Source organism: Azospirillum melinis (assembly GCF_013340935.1).
Classification (GTDB): Bacteria; Pseudomonadota; Alphaproteobacteria; order Azospirillales; family Azospirillaceae; genus Azospirillum; species Azospirillum melinis.
The window spans coordinates 26,374-43,534 of record NZ_WHOS01000027.1; the positions used below are offsets into that span (position 1 = coordinate 26,374).

At 68.1% G+C, this 17,161-nt stretch carries 13 protein-coding genes; 11 read left to right on the forward strand and 2 right to left on the reverse strand.

Features of this window, described 5'->3' with window-relative positions; all coding sequences use genetic code 11:
- Position 1: 1 nt before the first annotated feature.
- From GBZ48_RS19850 to GBZ48_RS19875, 6 genes are read left to right on the forward strand one after another with little or no spacing between them, the layout of a single operon-like run.
- Positions 2 to 904: a DotU family type IV/VI secretion system protein gene (locus tag GBZ48_RS19850; protein WP_246307331.1), complete on the forward strand. Its 903-nt coding sequence runs from the start codon at positions 2 to 4 to the stop codon at positions 902 to 904.
- 21 nt (positions 905 to 925) lie between these two features.
- Positions 926 to 5,173: a type VI secretion protein IcmF/TssM N-terminal domain-containing protein gene (locus GBZ48_RS19855; RefSeq protein ID WP_174472579.1), complete on the forward strand. Its 4,248-nt coding sequence runs from the start codon at positions 926 to 928 to the stop codon at positions 5,171 to 5,173.
- A gap of 30 nt (positions 5,174 to 5,203) precedes the next feature.
- The gene (tssA, locus tag GBZ48_RS19860) at positions 5,204 to 6,322 is read left to right on the forward strand and encodes a type VI secretion system protein TssA (protein WP_174472580.1); all 1,119 of its coding nucleotides are present in this window, start codon (positions 5,204 to 5,206) and stop codon (positions 6,320 to 6,322) included.
- A gap of 7 nt (positions 6,323 to 6,329) precedes the next feature.
- Positions 6,330 to 6,923, forward strand: coding sequence for a type VI secretion system tube protein Hcp (locus tag GBZ48_RS19865; protein WP_174472581.1), 594 nt, complete (start codon positions 6,330 to 6,332; stop codon positions 6,921 to 6,923).
- The gene (locus tag GBZ48_RS19870; RefSeq protein ID WP_174472582.1) at positions 6,920 to 7,504 is read left to right on the forward strand and encodes a TIGR00645 family protein; all 585 of its coding nucleotides are present in this window, start codon (positions 6,920 to 6,922) and stop codon (positions 7,502 to 7,504) included. Before GBZ48_RS19865 ends, GBZ48_RS19870 begins: the two co-directional genes overlap by 4 nt.
- A gap of 24 nt (positions 7,505 to 7,528) precedes the next feature.
- Entirely contained in the window at positions 7,529 to 8,482 is a 954-nt protein-coding gene (locus GBZ48_RS19875) for a ligand-gated ion channel (RefSeq protein ID WP_174472583.1), read from the forward strand.
- Positions 8,483 to 8,544: 62 nt separating this feature from the next.
- On the opposite strand, the gene GBZ48_RS19880 is transcribed toward GBZ48_RS19875, so the two are convergent.
- Together GBZ48_RS19880 and GBZ48_RS19885 are read right to left on the reverse strand one after the other, a co-directional pair.
- On the reverse strand, positions 8,545 to 9,696 hold the full coding sequence (locus GBZ48_RS19880) for a hypothetical protein (RefSeq protein ID WP_174472584.1): 1,152 nt from the start codon (positions 9,694 to 9,696) through the stop codon (positions 8,545 to 8,547).
- Positions 9,697 to 9,830: 134 nt separating this feature from the next.
- Entirely contained in the window at positions 9,831 to 10,844 is a 1,014-nt protein-coding gene (locus GBZ48_RS19885) for a response regulator (protein ID WP_174472585.1), read from the reverse strand.
- A gap of 463 nt (positions 10,845 to 11,307) precedes the next feature.
- Here GBZ48_RS19885 and GBZ48_RS19890 point away from each other — a divergent pair, with 463 nt between their 5' ends.
- The 5 genes from GBZ48_RS19890 to GBZ48_RS19910 are packed head-to-tail and all read left to right on the forward strand — an operon-like array spanning position 11,308 to position 17,158.
- Positions 11,308 to 12,057, forward strand: coding sequence for a hypothetical protein (locus GBZ48_RS19890; protein WP_246307332.1), 750 nt, complete (start codon positions 11,308 to 11,310; stop codon positions 12,055 to 12,057).
- Positions 12,057 to 14,057, forward strand: coding sequence for an MFS transporter (locus GBZ48_RS19895; RefSeq protein ID WP_174472587.1), 2,001 nt, complete (start codon positions 12,057 to 12,059; stop codon positions 14,055 to 14,057). The genes GBZ48_RS19890 and GBZ48_RS19895 overlap by 1 nt, the downstream gene beginning before the upstream one ends.
- Positions 14,054 to 15,121 carry an ABC transporter substrate-binding protein gene (locus GBZ48_RS19900; RefSeq protein WP_174472588.1) on the forward strand — a complete coding sequence of 356 codons (1,068 nt, stop codon included), beginning with the start codon at positions 14,054 to 14,056 and terminating at the stop codon, positions 15,119 to 15,121. Before GBZ48_RS19895 ends, GBZ48_RS19900 begins: the two co-directional genes overlap by 4 nt.
- Before the next feature lies 1 nt (position 15,122).
- Positions 15,123 to 15,920 (forward strand): hypothetical protein, encoded by a 798-nt coding sequence (locus GBZ48_RS19905; RefSeq protein WP_246307333.1) that lies wholly within the window; start codon positions 15,123 to 15,125, stop codon positions 15,918 to 15,920.
- Positions 15,917 to 17,158: an ATP-grasp domain-containing protein gene (locus GBZ48_RS19910; RefSeq protein ID WP_174472590.1), complete on the forward strand. Its 1,242-nt coding sequence runs from the start codon at positions 15,917 to 15,919 to the stop codon at positions 17,156 to 17,158. Before GBZ48_RS19905 ends, GBZ48_RS19910 begins: the two co-directional genes overlap by 4 nt.
- Positions 17,159 to 17,161: the final 3 nt, after the last annotated feature.

Sequence of the window (17,161 nt, forward strand, 5' to 3'; positions counted from 1 at the left end):
GATGCTTCACCGCCGGGATCTGGTCGATCACTTCCTCGCCTTCGCCCGCGAGATCCAGCAGCACCGTGCGGCGATCCGCGCCGGCCGCCCGGCTGCCGCTGCCGCCACAGGTTCCGGGGCGGAGGCGACCGAAAGCCTGCCGGCCTTCCTGAACGAGGACGTGCTCGCCCTGTCGGCCATTCATGCGCCCGCCGGCTTCGCGGCCCGGTCAGGGATCGGCGGGGTGGGGGGGCCGCCGGCGCTATCCCTCGAACCCGATGCGGAGATCGTCATCCGCCGCCTCCAGGACTTTCTGGAAGCCCAGGCGGCGCAGGTCGCGCGCACCGGCACCGAACTGATGATCAGCCAGTACCGTGAGGCGCAATACGCCATGGCGGCGCTGGCCGACGACCTGTTCATCCATGACGTGGAGTGGAACGGGCGGGAGGTCTGGCGTTCCGCGCTGCTGGAGCAGGCGCTGTTCCGCACCCGGCTTGCCGGCGAGCGCGTCTTCGACCGCATGGAGGCGCTGCTGGCCAGCAACGACCGCCGGCTGTCGCAGCTCGCCGCCGTGTACCTGCTGCTGCTGGGGTTGGGCTTCAAGGGCCGTTACCGCGAGCCCGGCGGTGCCGTGCAGCTGCGCAGCATCTCCGCCCGCCTTTTCGAATTCATCGCCGGGCGCGAGTCCGAGCTTGCCCCCGGCCTGCTGCCGGCCGGGCGCACGCTGATCCCGTCCGCCTACGCCCACACCATGACCGACGGGCAGATGCGCACGCTGGCGCGCGGCGTCCGCTGGCCGGTGGTGCTGGCCGCCCTGGCCGGGGCGTGGCTGGTCGTTGGTCAGGCGATGTGGTGGGTGACGACCGCGAACCTGTCGAGTGCGGCGGACGCGGTGATGCAGGCGTCCGTTCGCGTGACGCGCTGAGCCGGGGCGGGGAGAGGGACCATGGATATTCTCGGCACCGTCCTGACGGGCATCGCGCAGAACCAGCTGTGGTTCTTCGCAGCACTTCTGCTGGTCGTCCTCGTCATCATCGCTGTCATGGCGGTGATCCTGCTGCGTGCCGGCCGTCGGCCGGCCGAGCCGCCGCCCGAGGTCAAGGCCCTGCCTGCGCCCGAGAGCGCCGATCCCGCCGGGGCGCCCGCGTCGGGAGTGCCCGCGGCGCTCCCCATCGTCGGCGGGCGCGACCTCCGCCGGCTGTTCCGCGAGGGCCTTGCCGCCTATCGCGAAACCCTGTCGCGCAACGTCTATCTGGTGCCGTGGTACCTGCGCACCGGCGTCGTGCCCGGCGACGATGGCGGCCTGTTGACCTGCGCCGAGGAGGTCCGGCCGCCGGTGGAGTCCAAGGACCGGCCCTTCGGCTTCCACTGGCGCTTTTACGACCGGGCGGTGGTGATCGACATCGACGACGCCCGCGTTGCCTGGAAGGGCGTGCTCGACCAGCTTGCCCGCCACCGCGTCATGATGCCGGCCGACGGCGTGATCCTGACCATCCCGCTGGAGGAGCTTGAGGACGTCCGCCGCGCCGCCGCGCGCGGCACCGAGCTTTATGCCCGCCTGTGGGAGATCCAGCGCACGCTTGGGCTTGCGCTGCCGGTCTATGTGGTGGTCACCGGCTGCGACGCCATTCCCGGCTTCCCGCTGCTGGCCGATGCGCTGCCCGAGCCCCTGCGCGACGGCATGCTCGGCTGGTCGTCGCCCTACGCGCTGGAGACGGTGTTCACCCCGGACGTCGTCGGCGAGGCGCTCCAGTCCGTCGCCGCCGGCATGCTGGCCCTCCAGCTCGAAGTCTTCGGCGCGGCAGCGCGGGAGGACGGGGCGCAGATCGTGGCGCTGACCGACCGGCTGACCGGGACGGAGGCGGCGCTGCGCGCCATGCTCGGCACCGCCTTCAAGCGCACCGCCTATCAGGAAACGCTGTATGTCCGCGGCCTGTATTTCGTCGGCCGGACGGCGCCGGAGACGCCGGCCGTCTTCGGCCGCGACCTGCTGAACCGCAAGATCTTCCCCGAGGCGGGGCTGCCCAAGCCGACCCGCGCCTTCGCCGCGACGCGAACCCTGCGCCGCCATGCCTGGCCGGTCGGCACCGCCGTTGCCTCTGCCGCCGCGATCCTGCTGCTGTGGATGGGCGTGCACCGGGTGAACACGCTGTCGGACCAGCTGGTGCCGATCCTGTCGGACATCCCGGCAAACCTCCAGCAGCTTTCCGACCAGCGCGCCGCCAATCAGGCCGGCGCGCCGCTGCCGCCGACCTATGCCGATGCCGCCGCGCGGTTCGTCCAGGGCATGGCGACCCTGCCGCAGGATTTGCCCTTCAACCCGCTGCCGGCCGCCTGGATCAGCGGCGTGCCCGACGAGGTGGCCCGTGCGCTGGCGGTCGGCTATCGCCGGCTGACGCTGGCGACCATGCGCGATGTCGCCGAGGACCGGCTGCGCCGGCTGGCCCGCGATCCGCTCCGCGTCCAGATCGGTGCCAGCGAGTTCGACCGCCTGCGCGCCTTCGCCGCCGAGGTGGGCATCGCCGAAGGACTGGCCAGGGCCTACAACACCGTCGATTCCCGCGACGCCAACATGCCGCTCGACGAGGCGCTGGAATTCTCGCTGGGCTCCGCCGGGGCGCGCGGCTTCTCCGCAAGGCTGCAGGGCTGGAGCGTCGACGTGCCGCCGTCGGGCGGCGCCGTCCCGGCCCCCGGTCCCGGCGCGCAGCGGCCGATCGACCTGTCCGCCTATCGCGGCGACGTGACGCGCCGCTTCCGCCAGTTCGCCGACGCCTATCTGCGCGAACTCGCCATGAGCGGCCTCGCCGTGGCCCGCCTGTCGGTCGCCGCCAACGAGCTTGAACTGCTCGCCGGCGGAGCCCGCACCGGCGCCGATGCCGCGACCTCCTACGCCGAGGTGCTGGGCAGCCTGGACGAGGCCGCGCGCGGCCTGAACATGGAGCGCGGCGCCTGGATCGGCACCGATGGGCCGGTGCTGCCGCCCGAATTCGACACCCTTCTCACCCGCCTGGAGAAGTCGGAGCTGTTCGGCCCCGGCTTGCGCGCCGACATCATGGAGTTGGCCCAGCGCCGCTATGACGAGGCCGGGTCGGGCGGAAAGTCGCTGGATTCGGTGATCGGCCGGCTGCTGGTCCAGGGGCCGGCCGGCGCCCCGCGTCTGTCGCCCACGGCCGAAAGCCTCCGCCAGACCCTCACCGTCTGGTCGGCGCGCCGCTTCATGCGCTCCGGCGAGGCGTCGGGCACGGCAGCGGCTCCGACCAACCGCGCCGGCTGGGACCGCGCGGCTCTGGAGACGATCCCGCCGCTGCTGGAGGATTACCTGCTGTTCGACGCCAAGGAGGTGCCGCAGGCCCCGCAGATCCTGCGCGCCTCGATGCGCGCCGCGGCGCAGCACCAGCTTCGCCGCGGTGTCGAACAGGTTCTTGCCCGCGCCCTGTCCGGCACGCCGGCCGGCGGGACCATCGACCGTGCCGGCGGGCTGACGCAGCTTCGGGAGTCTGCGCGCTCGCTGCGCCTCGCCTTCCCGGTGCTGGCCGAGACGATGCAGAGCTTCCGGCAGATCGGCCTCGCCACGCCGGCCGACGCCATCCGCGACATCGTCGCGCGGCAGGCCAACGCCGTGCTCGCCCAGGCCGACCGCATGCTGGAGGAGGACCAGCTCTACCGCCCCGATGCGCGGTCGCTGAACGCCTGGATCGACGGCCCGCTGGTTCCCGCCCAGCTGTTCGGCCAGCAGAGCCCGACGGCGCTGGCCCTCTATCTCGGCAACGCGCGGCAGGAAGTGATGGCGCTGACCCGCGAGGTCGCGGCTCCGGTGGTCGAAATCCTGGAGAAGCCCGTCATGGGCGGAGGCGCGGCCTCCGGTCTCTCGGCCAAATGGTCGCGCATCGTCGCCGAGTTCGACCGTTACGAGGGTGGCCGTCCGAACAGCACGCTGGCCGCCCTGGAGAAGTTCGTCACCACCGACGTGGCCGCCATCGACGCCACCAACTGTTGGGACAAGGCGCAGCTCGACCCGCAGGCGGGCGATTTCTTTGCCAGCCGCCTGAACGAGCTGAAGCAGTCCATCGCCGACCGCTGCCGCCTGATGGTCGACCAGCGCGTCTATCTGGGCTATGCCGAGCTTGCGACCGCCTTCAACGTCTCGCTGGCCGGCCGCTTCCCCTTCGGTCCGGTCGGAGAGAACCAGGCCGACGTCGCCATGGTGCGGGCCTTCTATGACGCCTTCGATGCCCGCCAGGGCTATGTGATCGAGGGGTTGCGCCGCTCGACCCGCCTCGGCACCGCCGGTCACGACGCCCTGCGCTTCATGGAAACGATGGCGCTGGCGAAGCCGGCGCTGACGGCCGCTACCGTCACCGACCAGTCCGGCGGACTGCTGCTCGATCCGACCTTCCGCGTCAACCGTGGCCGCGAGGCCGGCGGCACCAACATCATCGAGTGGAAGCTGTCCACCCCGGCCGGCATCATCGCCAATATCGGTGCGCGCTCGCCGTTGCGCTGGTACCCCGGCGACCGCGTCGCGCTGTCGCTGCGTTGGGCCAAGGACGGCAAGCTGGTGCCGGTCACCGGCGTCGGTGCATCGTCCAGCGTGGACGATGCCACGCTGACCTTCGCCTATGAGGGGCCGTGGGCGCTGTTCGCGCTGGTCCGTCAGCACAATGCCGCCCAGCGCGACCGGCCTTCCAATGCCGATACGATCCTTCTGTTCGAGGCGCAGACCAAGCCCGTGTCGGCCGCCAGGGACAGCGAGGGCAGGGAGGTCGAGGACAAGGCCGGACGCGATGCGCCGGTCTCCCTCAGCCCGACTCCGCGTCCCGGCACGCCGGGTCTGCCCTCCGTGCCCGAGGCGAAACGGCCGGACACGCGGGTCTTCATGGCGCTGGGCGCCAAGCGGACAATCGTGACCGACGGCAAGCCGCCACGCGACGAGAAGGTGGCGCTGCCCGAGCTTCCGTCGTCGGCCCCGCTGCTGGCATCGGCCGGCGGCATGCCGCGGCCGGGCTACCCACCGGCCGTCCCGCCGAGCTTTTCCTCGAGTTTTCCAGCCACACCCCCGGCGGGGCTGACGGGCTTCCCCTCGGCCGGCTTCGGCGGTCAGCCGGTCAACCCGACGGACCGCGCCTTCTTCGACCTCCAGGCGCCGCCGGGCGTGCCGCCGCTGCTGCGGCCGGCCAACCAGCGCGTCTACTGACGTGTCAACGAACGGATCCCAGTCAACGCCATGACCGACACGCAGACCGCCGAACGCCCTCTCATCGACGTCGAACGGATTCTCATGCCGATCCCGGGAGATCTTCCGGCCGGCGAGGACATCCGCTACGAGCCCGAGTTCGACGCGCTGGCCGAGGCCCGGCGCATGGACGACGACACCGACAAGGGAATCTGGCAGACCGACGACGTCAAGCGGGCCGACTGGAAGGGCGTTGCGGCCGGGGCCACCGATCTGCTGGCGACCCGCTCGAAGGATCTCCAGATCGCCGTCTGGCTGGTGCAGGCGCTGGTGCAGCAGCATGGGCCGTCCGCCATCGCACCGGGCCTGTCGATGCTTGCCGGCCTTGCCGAAACATTCTGGGACGGGCTCTACCCGCGCATCGACGAGGACGGCGACATGGAGGCGCGCTTCGCGCCCCTCTCGTGGTTGGATGAACGGCTGGCCCGCGATCTGCTGGCGATGCCCATCGCGCTGCCGGAACAGGGGGCCAAGTCGGGCCTCCGGCTGCAGGACTGGCAGAACGCCCAGCGCCTGCGCAAGCTGGCCGGCCGCGATGCCCGTGCCTACAAGGCCGCCATCGCCGAAGGCGAGGTGCCGGTGGAGCGGATCGTCAAGGACGTCGAGAAGACGCCTTCGGAGTTCTACGTCGCCCAGCGTGAAAACCTGAAGGCGGCCGAGGCGGCGGCGCATGCGCTGGGCGCGGTGCTGGACCGGCTCGCCGGCCGCAACGCTCCCGCCCTCTCCCGCATCAAGCGCACGGTCGAAGAGCTGTGCCGGTTCCAGGAGGATGTCCTGCGCAAACGCGGTGTCGCCCTCGAGCCGGCGTCACCCGTGGCGGCCCCCGAAGACGCCGCTGCCGGCGACGCCGCCGCGGCCCCCGATGCCGCGGCTCGTCCGGCCAGCGCCGGCTGGACCGGCGGGCCGCGCAATCGGGAGGAGGCCTACGGAATGCTCCGGCAGATCGCCGACTATCTGGAAAAGGAGGAGCCGCACAGCCCGACCTCCTATCTGGTGCGCCGCGCGGCCTCCTGGGGGCAGCTCTCGTTGCCGGAACTCTATGCAGACCTGCTCGGCGACCGCGGCGAGGTCGGGCGGATGTTCTCCGTGCTGCGCCTGAAGGACGAGTGACCCCGCGATGCGCATCCTTCTCAAATATCCCGGCATTGCCGGGGATTCGCTGCTTCAGGGCTACAGCAACCTGATTTACTGCACGAAGTTCGACATGAAGACCGGCTCGAACGATGCCGGGTCCCTGGAATACGGCTCGGCGGTCGAAGACGACGACTACGACGTCTATGGCATCGCGGCGATGCACGACAATTACCGCAACGTGAAGCCGCAGGCGAAGCGGCGCACCGTCGGCATCGACAGCGTCGACCTCAGCAAGCCCATCGACATGGCCTCGCCGCTGCTGCTGAAGGCGGCGTTCGCCGACCCGGTGCCGGGTGCCGAGGCCACGATCTACTTCCTGCGGCCGATGGACACGCAGGTGTCGGCCGAGCAGTCGGACATCAGCGGCGGCAAGATCAGCTTCGACAAGTTCCTGACCATCGTGCTGACCGATGTCCACGTCACGTCCTACACCGTCTCCGCCAGCGGCAGCGGCGACAACAGCGGCGACGAGTCGATCTCGCTGTCCTTCACCAAACTCAACATGACGTACGTCCATTTCAAGAACGGCCAGCCGCAGAACGTTCCGGCTGAAATCAAGGTGGCAAAGAAAGAATGACACACGCTCATATTACTCCGGCGGAACTCCCGGCCGGCGCTCCGATCCAGGCTCCCCGTGGACCGGCGAAGCACGTCGAACATTGGCTCGAACAGGCGATGTTCCAGAGCCGCTGGCTGCTGGCGCCGCTCTATCTCGGCCTCGTTGGCGCACTCGGCATGATCGGCTGGTGCTTCGCGGTCGAGTTCGTCCACGCCTTCCCGAAGCTGGCCAGCGGCAACGAGTCCGAGGTCATCCTGGTCGTCCTGGCGCTGGTCGACCTGACCATGGTCGGCAACCTCGTGCTGATGGTGATCTTCAGCGGCTACGAGAACTTCGTCTCCAAGATCGACGTGGCCGGCCATTCGGACCGTCCGGAATGGATGGGGAAGCTCGATTTCAGCGCCCTGAAGGTGAAGCTGATCGCCTCCATCGTCGCCATCTCGTCGATCCAGGTGCTGAAGACCTTCATGCATGTCGGAACGGTGTCCGACCGCGACCTGATCTGGCTGGTGGCAATCCATTGCACCTTCGTGGTCTCGGGTCTGCTGCTCGCGCTGATGGATTACATGGTCAAGAAGAGCCACGCGCTCGAACACTAACCGGGCCGGAAAGGGGGACTTGAGATGTTTAGGAACCTGCTGGCGCTCGCGCTTCTGCTGTTCACGGGTCTGTCCGCCATGGCGGCGGACGAAGCGCGGGCCGAGCCGCAGAAGGTGATCGTGGGGAGTTACATCAACCAGATCACCGGGCTGAACCTGAAGGAAAAGCAGGTGACGGTGGACTTCTATGTCTGGTTCCGCTGGGATGCCGACGACATCAATCCACTCGACTCCTTCGAGGTGATGAACGGCACCATCAGCTCGAAGGAGCCGACACCGCTGCGCAAGGTCAACGGCCAGAATTACATCTCGGCCCGCGTGCATGCCGTGCTCAACCAGGCGTGGGACATCAGCCGTTTCCCGCTGGACAAGCAGTCGATCCGCATCGAGATCGAAGACAATGACCGCACCGTCGAAAATCTGGTCTATGTCGCCGACACCGAAAACACCGAGGTCAATCCGGACATCGACGTTGCCGGCTACAACGTGACGAAGTCCACGGCCGGCATCATGGAGAAGGCGTACCGCACCAACTACGGCGACATTTCCCTGCCGAAGGCGCACGAGTCGCGCTTCTCGCGCTTCGTGCAGGAGGTGCAGATCGACAGGCCGAACACGATCTATTATTTCAAGACCTTCTCGACGATCTTCATCTCGTGCCTGGTCGCCTTCCTGGCCTTCCTGGTCAAGCCGATCGACCTCGACCCCCGCTTCGGTCTCGGCATCGGTGCGCTGTTCGCGGTGGTGGCCAGCTACTTCATCGTCGCCGGCGAGCTTCCGCACAGCACGGGCTTCACGCTGTCCGACAAGATCAACATGGCGTCGATGGGGCTGATCTTCCTCAGCCTGCTGCAGAGTTCGGTGTCGCTGATGATCTACGAGCGCGACGCGGCGAAGGCCGTCAGGCTCGACCGCATCTCGGTCATCGTCTTCCCGATCGCCTACGTGATTCTCTGCGCCTGGATCACGGTGGGGTAAGGCCCCCGCCGCTCAAGGCAGGCGGCGGGCGGGGAGGCCGCAATGGGGCGGGCCTCCCTCCATCAACGCCGCCAGAACAGCAGTCCCTTGCGCTTCTTGGGCGGTTCGGGCTCCGGTTCCTTTGCTTCGGGCTCATCGTCGAAGGAGAAGGCGTCGGCACTGACCGTCGGGGTGTCGTCGGCTTCGGCTTCGTCGTCGAAAGCTTTGAACGGGTCCTCGTCCTCAGCCGTCTCAGCCTCAGCCGTGCCGTCCTCCGGATCGTCCTGAACTTCGGCCGTGCTTTGCTCCGTTTCGGACGAATCCTCCTCGGTGTCGAAGGCAGCGAACGGATCGTCGGAACCGAAGGGATCCTCTTCGCCGGGCTCCTTTTCCTTTTCGTCCTCGTCGAAGCTGAAAGGATCCTTGCCGCTTTCCGTCTCCGTGTCGCTGCTGGAACCGAACGGATCCTCCGCAGCTGTTTCAGCATCGTCATCGTCGCCGAAGCTGAACGGGTCTTTTCCGCTTTCGTCGTCGCCAAAGCTGAAGGGATCGGAGTTGCCCCCCTCTTCGTCGTCGTCGCCGAAGCTGAACGGGTTTTCGTCCGACGCGGCTTCGTCGTCATCGGTGGTCGAGGACCCGCCGGTAGCCCGCATTTCCTCTTTGAATTGCTCCAGTTCGGCGCGGAAGCGCTCCTCCGCCTCGGACCAGCGCGCACGTTCGGCCTCGAGCGCCTCCAGCAATTCCTCTTCGCGGGCACGCGCCTTGGCGCGCTCCTCGTCGAGGGCGCGGATCAGTTCGTCCTGGCGGTCGATCATCGTCTCGTGACGCTCGTCGAGCGTGGCGATGACCTCGCGGACATACTGCTCGAATGCCTGGAACTGAAGGGCGAGGACATCCCTGTCGTCATCCGCGGCGGCAGCCTTGGCGGCCTTCCCCTTGGGGGCCGGTGCGGGCGTTTCCGCCGGGCTGGATGTCGACTTTGAAACAGAGGCGACCCGGGCTGCCTGCTGAGCCGGGCCGTCGCCGAGCCAACGCGCCACCAGGATGTAGGAGACCTGCAACTCCTCGGATATCCGCCGATAGCTCCAGCCCTGCGCCCGCAGGCGCTCGGCCATCTTCTGGCGGTCCATCTCATCGCGCGACGTTGGGGCTTGGTCGGGGATCTTGCGGCCAACGTCGCCGGCCTGATCGGCCGAGGTCAGCACGATCAATTCCTTGAATTTCCGATCGCTCATTCAGCCCCCGCGGCCACGCGCTTCAAGATTGTCCGGCCTTCCCGAGTGTCGCGGGTTTGCATCGCGGTTGTCGATGCCCAAACAGTCCTCATTGGTGCGGTCTGCGGACCGGCGGAAGGGTCCGCTTCAGGCCGTCAATTGAACGGAGGCGGATTGATGGACTGGATGTGCTCGATGTAGCGGGACATGGCGGCGATCCCCTCTTCGGTCAGTTCGACGAAGACCCGCCGGCCGTCCTGATCGTCCGCCACCCGGCGGATCAGACCGCAGCCCTTGAGGTTGGAGATGCGGCGCAAGGCGGTCGTCTGCGCAACGCCGGACGCCATACAAAGCGAGGATACCGAGATCCGCTTGCCCAGCAGGTGGTTGGTCATCAGATCCAGCAGCATGGCCCAGCAGGGATCCTCGAACAGATCCTTCGGGAAGAATTTGTCGCGGGACGCCTGCCACTGCTGGAGCGCACGAAGCGCGCGCAACCGCTCATGGTCCGATTCGGGGCGGATCGGAACGGGCTTCTTCGCCTTGGTCATGGGGACGACGCTGATCGTCGGCGCTGGAGGCGCCACCGTTCCGGCGAAGGCGTGCGGGGTGGCCGAATTCTGCCGTTCGCGCAGTGCCTTCACGGCGGCGATCATCGCCATTCCGTGCCGGTAGGCCTCATCGAGCGCTGCGTCGTGGGGCGGGGCTTCGCGCGTGGTCTGGCTCACGGACAGCGCCCGCACCAGGGCACCGTGCAGCCGGCCGAAATCCTCCGGATCGTCCACGAAGTCGGCCACCTTGAGGTGCATCGCACGCACCACGTCACCGACCTGCGCACCGGATGCCAGGATGATAAACTGGACGGAACGGCTGCCGATGGAGGACTGCATGCGCTCGACCAGCGCCAGCCCGTCGAAATGCGGCATCACCATCTGGACGACGACGACACCGATTGAGGAGTCGGCCTCCAGCGTGTCGAGCGCCTGGACGATGTCGCTGGTCACCTGGATGCGGTGACCGTTGCGCAGGAAACTCTCACGCACGCGGTCGGCCGCGGGGAGGTTCTGCCCGACCACCAATATGGAAGGACCCGGTGCAACAAGCTCCGTGCTGGTCTCCACCGGTCGGATCGGCCACGTCAACGGTCGCTCGATTTCGATCCGCATCATCCTACCCTCTGGGTTGCGATGTAGCTATGCCCATAGTAGGTACCACAACGGGCGGCAGTATGAAAAGAAGCGATGTAGCACGGATGGGCATAAACTTCCGTGATCTCCCGAATTTGCGGAAACAATGCTGTGACACGACTCACGCTTATTCGGATGGTTGATGCAATTACCCCGCAATTGTCATGTTACAGCTTAGAAATATTAGATTGTTCTTGAAGGAAGCGAAGCTATCGCTCAGATTGTGGTGATATTACTTAAGTCGTAAGCGCACGAAATGAATGCCTGCTCCGGCCAGTGCACGCCGGACGCGTCCACTCTGGACCCGTCTCGTCCTCTGGGTCGGTGAATTTGCGTTAAGGTCGGCTGAACCCGAGTTCCAGGCCCGGCAGCAAAGCCGAGCAGACAAATCTGCGATCAGCCAAGCGACCGACCGACAATGCGATTGACCCTGTCGACCAAGATCATGCTCCTGCTTCAGGTGGCGCTGTGCTTCGCGCTCGCCTCCACCGCGGTGCTCTCGTATCTCAAAATGGAGCGCATGGTGGAGGAGACGGTGGCTTCGCGCTTCCGGGTCGTTGCCCATGGGTTGTCGAGCGAGGTCGAAGGTGCGGTGAGCCTCGGCGTGGCGCTGAACGCGTTGCGCAACCTCGACGAGATGATCCAGCGCGCCCTGGTGCGCGACCTCCAGATCACCGGCTTGATGCTGTTCAACGACCGGGGCGAGGTGCTGGGCGCTGCCGGCGGCAGTGCGGTCCGGGGCACGCTGCCCGACAGCTGGCTCGCGGCCTTCCACCGTGACGGCAAGACCGACCGGGGAGCGAAGATCGTCGACGGCGGCTCCCAGGTGCTGCTGCTCAGCATCGGCAACGCCTATGGCGGCGTGGCCGGCGGCGTCGCGCTGACCTACTCCCTGGACGCCTTGCGCGCGGGCATCCGCGGTACGATTCCGGAGCTGGCGATCTCCGGCGCGATCAACCTCGCCACCTGCTACGTCATCAGCATACTCGTCGTCTGGCTGGTGATGCGGCGCCTTCAGCGGTCCCTGCGGGAGGCGGCGGTCATCGTCGAGGCCGCGACCGACGGCGGCCGGCCGGTCGTTCCGCCGGAGATCGCGGCGTTCGCTCCGGGACTTGCCGGTTTCGTGGACCGCGTGTCCGCGCGACGCCGGCAAGGCATGGACGAGCGCAAGGCGGCGCCGGTGGAGGTCGCGTGATGGACCTCACCTTCATCAAGCGGCTGAACTGGCTGCTCACCGGTCTCGTGTCGGTTCTCATGCTGGTCAGCCTCGTCGTCCAGACCTCCCACTTCAACACGCTCTTCCGTCCCCAGGCGGAGCCGGAGCTGGCGCGCAAGGCGGAGGTCGTCGGCAGCTACATCGTCGCGCAGATCGACCGGGCGGTGTCGCTGGGCTTCGAGGTCGAGAAGCTCAACGGGGTGGACGAAATCCTCGCCGACGCCCTCGCGGTCAATCCGGACGTCAACTACATCGCGCTGATGGTCGGCGACCGGATCGCCGCGTTCGCCGGCGCCCCGGACGCGCGTGCCGGCGATGTGCTGGCGGCGCGCGACGCCGATGGTGCGGTGGCCGGGCGTTACATCGATGCCGCCTTGACCGTCGGCGGTGGTGTGCCGGCGCTCCTGCATGTCGGCGTCCCGTCCGGCTCGGTCGAAGCGGCGCTCAACGACATCGTCTTCGATCTCGGGTCGGTGCTGATCGTCGCCATCCTTCTGAACATCGAAATCCTGCTGCTGGTGGTCGGCAGTTCGGTGACTGCACCGCTTCAGCGGGTGGGCGACGTTCTCAAGGAGGGTGCGGAGGGCAGGCTGACCCTGCGGACCGGGCTGCGCGGACGCGACGAGGTGGGACATCTCGGCCGCGCCATAGACCGCGCGCTCGACGTCATGCGCGATACGGACGGGGCCGCCCCACGTCAGCAGGGCGCAAAAGCGGCCGAGGCGCCCGCCGCTGCCGACCGCATCGTGACGATGCAGAGGATCAGCGAGCTGCGTTTCGCCATCTTCGTCTTCGCCCTGGCGGAGGAACTGACCCGCACCTTCCTGTCCGTCTATATCAAGGATCTCTTCGAGCCGGTGCCCGGCCTGAGCAAGGAGCTGGTGATCGGCGCGCCCATCGCGCTGTTCATGCTGCTCTGGGCCGTCGCCCAGCCGATTGCCGGCAACGTGTCGGAGCGCCGGGGCCGCCGCACCGTTTTCCTTGCCGGCGCGGTGTTCTCGGCGCTTGGGCTGCTGGGATCCGGCCTGGCGACGGATCTGATCCAGCTCATCGTCGCCCGGTGCCTGACCGCGGTCGGCTACGCCAGCGTCTTCATCGCCGCGCAGGGCTTCGTCATCGATGCCACCGACCCGCGCCGGCGCGCCGGCGCCATCGCGCTCTATGCCGGCGGCATCCTGACGGCCGGCGTCTGCGGTCCGGCCATCGGCGGTGTCGTCGCCGACCAGATCGGCTTCCGCATGACCTTCATCGTCTCCGCGTCGCTGGCCCTGGCGGCGGCCCTGATGGCGTGGCACCTCCTGCCCAGGCATGTCGACAGCGGCAAGGCCAAGACCCGTGGGCTGAGGCTGCGCGACGTCGGCGTGTGCCTGACCAATCCGCGCTTCGTGGCGGTGACCCTGTTCAGCGCCGTGCCGGCGAAGTTCGGTTTGACCGCCCTGCTGTTCTTCCTGCTGCCGCTGGCGCTGGACGACAGCGGGGTCAGCCAGTCGTGGATCGGCCGCGTGCTTCTTCTCTACTGGCTGATGATGATCGTGGCGTCGCCGCTGGTGGCACACCTGTCCGACCGTTCGGGGCGGAGAACCCCGTTCCTGGCGATCGGCGGGGTGATCGCCGCGGGTGCCGCCTATGTGCTGGCGAATTCCGGGACGCTGCCGATGACCATCACCGGCGTCGCCCTGCTCGGCCTTGCCCATGCGCTGGTCAACACCCCGCAGATGGCGCTTCTGGCGGAATCCTGCGTGCGTGAGCGTTCCACGCTCGGCGAGACCACGGTGATCGGCATGTTCCGGCTGATCGAGCGCATGGGGTCGGTGGTCGCACCGTTCCTGGCCGGCCTGTTCCTCGCCTATTACGGCTACCACGGCGCCATGAAGGGCATTGGCATCGTGCTGGCCGCCTGTGTCGCCGCCCAGCTTCTCCTGCTGGCCGCCACCGGCGGGCGGCCCTCCGCTGACCTCCCCCAGAAGGACCCGGCATGACCTCCGTGACCCGACGCTCGCTGCTCCTCGGCTCCGCCGGCGCGCTCCTGGCATCCGGCCCGGCCGCGGCCGCCGTGACGGGTGCTCCGGCGGGAGCCCCGGTGCCCAATCCGGCCACGGCCGGGCGTGGCAACCGGCCCGCCAGCATCATCGTGCTGACTCCGCGCAAGGATGTCGGCGACGTGCTCGGATTCCGCGATCTGCTCGAATCCATGGGCATGCAGGCGAAAATCGACGTGCGCGAGGTGCAGCAGGCGTCCGCGGTCGCCGGCATGCTGCCGGACATCCGCGCCGCCCGCCCCGACCTCGTGCTTACCGTCTTCACGCCGCTGACGCTGGCGACCGTCGGCCGCTACGACGATCCCGATCCGTCGAAGTTCCTGACGGATGTGCCGGTGGTCTTCACCTCCGTCACCGACCCGGTCGCCTCTCGCATCGTCCGCTCGCTGGATCAGCCGGGCCGGGCGGTGACCGGCACCCGGCACATCGCTCCGGTGGCGGTCCAGCTGAAGACGATGCTGGCCTACCGGCGCTGGAAGAAGATCGCGGCGGTCTACAACCCGGCCGAAGAGAACATGGTCGTCGCCGTCCGCGACCTGAAGGAGGAGGCGGCCCGCCAGGGGGTTGAGATCATCGACGGTGCGGTTCCCCGCGATGGAGCCGGCAGGCCGAATCCCGATGCCATTCCCGACCTCATCCGGGACGTGGCGCGGGCCGGGGCGGAACTGGTCTACATCGGCCCGGACACGCTGGTGGCGTCGAACAACAGCCAGGCGGTGGCCGACGCCGCTCTGGCCAACAATGTCGCCACCTTCTGTTCCACCGAGCTGCCGATCCGCCGCTCCGGCCTGCTGATGGGGCTGGTGAGCCCGGCGGTCAACGTCGGCCGGTTCGCCGGGCTGAAGGCCTACGACATCCTGAGCGGAGCCAAGCCGGCCACGGCGATACCGGTGGAGACGCTGAACCGCTTCTCCCTGCTGTTGCGCATCAACACCGCCAAGCGCCTCGACCTTTATCCGCCGATGCGCCTGCTCAACATCGCCGAAATCGTCAAGGATGCCTGACATGCCGGTCGTGTCCTCTCCGTTACAGAGTCTCCATCAAGGCATTCTGGGCCTGTGCAACGGACAGCCTTCCGGCATTCCCTACCGCGTGCGTTTCCTCGACGCCGACGATCTTCCGGCGCTGGAGGAGTTCCGCGCCTTCATCTTCGGCAGCCTTCCGGACATCGACGCCTATTTCCCGGAAACGCCGGAATTCTCCGGCCTGCATATGGCCGAGCGCGGTGTCACGCTCGGCCTGGAGACGCACGGCGCGCCGGGCGGCAACCGCCTCATCGGCTGCGCTGTTCTCGGCCTGCCACAACCGGGGATGCCGGCCTTCGCCGATGACCTGCCGGGCGGAGGCCCCGATGTGACGGCTACCGCCCACATGTCGAGCTGCATGGTGCATACCGACTTCCGGGGCAACGGGCTCCAGCGCCTTCTGGTGACCATGCGCACGCTGTACGCCCTGGGGGCCGGCCGGCCGCACCTGCTGAGCCGGGTGGCGCTGTCCAACCCGGTCAGCCTCTCCAACATGCTGGCGTCCGGCTTCACCGCCCGTCGCATCCTGGTGATGCACAGCGGCCGGCTGCGCTACCTGCTGCACCGCGACATGCAGGCGCCGCCGCCGGCCTTCGAGCCCGGAACCGACCGTGCCCTGCGCGTCGCGGACCATGCGGCGCAGAACGCCGCCTTCGAGGCGGGGCTGGTCGGGCGCACCGTCACCTTCTGCGGCGACGAGCCCTTCATGATCTACGCCCGCCCGGCTGCCGCCGCCCGCCGTGCGGCCGCTCCTGCCGAACTGGAGGTCATCCCATGAGGACAGCGATCGTCGTCGATCCCTACTCGACCGGACATCTGCTCGCTCCGCGGCTTCGCGCGCGCGGTTACCGCGTCATCGCGGTGCAGAGCCGTCCCGATCTCGCGCCCTCGCTGCTTCTCAGCTATGTTCCCGGCGATTTCGACGAGCTGGTCCTGTTCGACGGCGACCTCCCGGCCCTGGCCGAGCGGATGCGGGCGCACGGCCCCTCCTTCGTGCTGCCCGGCAACGAGTCCGCCGTGGAACTGGCCGACGCGCTCGGTGCGGCGCTGGGCACGCCGGGCAACACGCCCAAGCTGACGGCGGCGCGTCGCAACAAATACATGATGATCGAGCGGCTGGGCGCCGCCGGCCTGCTGACGGCCCGGCAGACCATGGTGGAGTCGGGGGCGGAGGCGGTGGAGTGGGCGGCGGGCGCCGGCTGGCCGGTGGTCGCCAAGCCGCTCGACAGCGCCTCCACCGACCATGTCTATTTCTGCGACGGCACTCCGGCGCTGCGCGAGGCCGTGGAGTCGATCCTCTCCAGCCGCAATTTCTGCGGCACGCCGAACCGGCGGGCGCTGGTGCAGACCTATCTGGACGGCGCCGAGTATGTGGTCAACACGGTGAGCCGCAATGGCCGCCACTATGTCTGCGACGTGCTGCAGTCGGCCAAGCGCACGCTGAACGGCTCGCCCTTCGTTTACGACTATTACCGCCTTCTGCCGCCGGATGACGAGCGGTCCGTCCAGCTGATGTCCTACATCCAGCGCACGCTCGACGCGCTGGAGATCACCGACGGCGCCGCCCATGCCGAAGTGCGGCTCACCTCCCGCGGACCGGCGCTGGTGGAGATCGCCGCCCGGGCCATGGGGCCGGCGGGCTCGACCACGGCGATAGGTCATGGCACCGGCCACGATCAGGTGGATCTGCTGGTCGAGGCCTTCGACAGCGGAGTCTGCCCCGGTGGTCCCGATGGACATTACCGCTTCCTGGCCGACGCCATGGTGCTCTACCTGCCGGTGCTGGTCTCCGGCCGTGTGGAGGCGCTCCCCGACCTCGGCGTGCTGGACCGGTTCGAGAGCGTCCGCGGCTACGGCATCGTGCCGCGCATCGGTGCCCATATCGTCCCGACGCTCGACCTGACACAGGTGTTGGCGAAGATCTACCTCTCCCATGCTGACCGCGCCGTGTTCGAACGCGATTGGGCGGCGATCCGTGGAATGGAGGAGAGTCTGCAGCCGGTGGTGACCCCCTGAAGC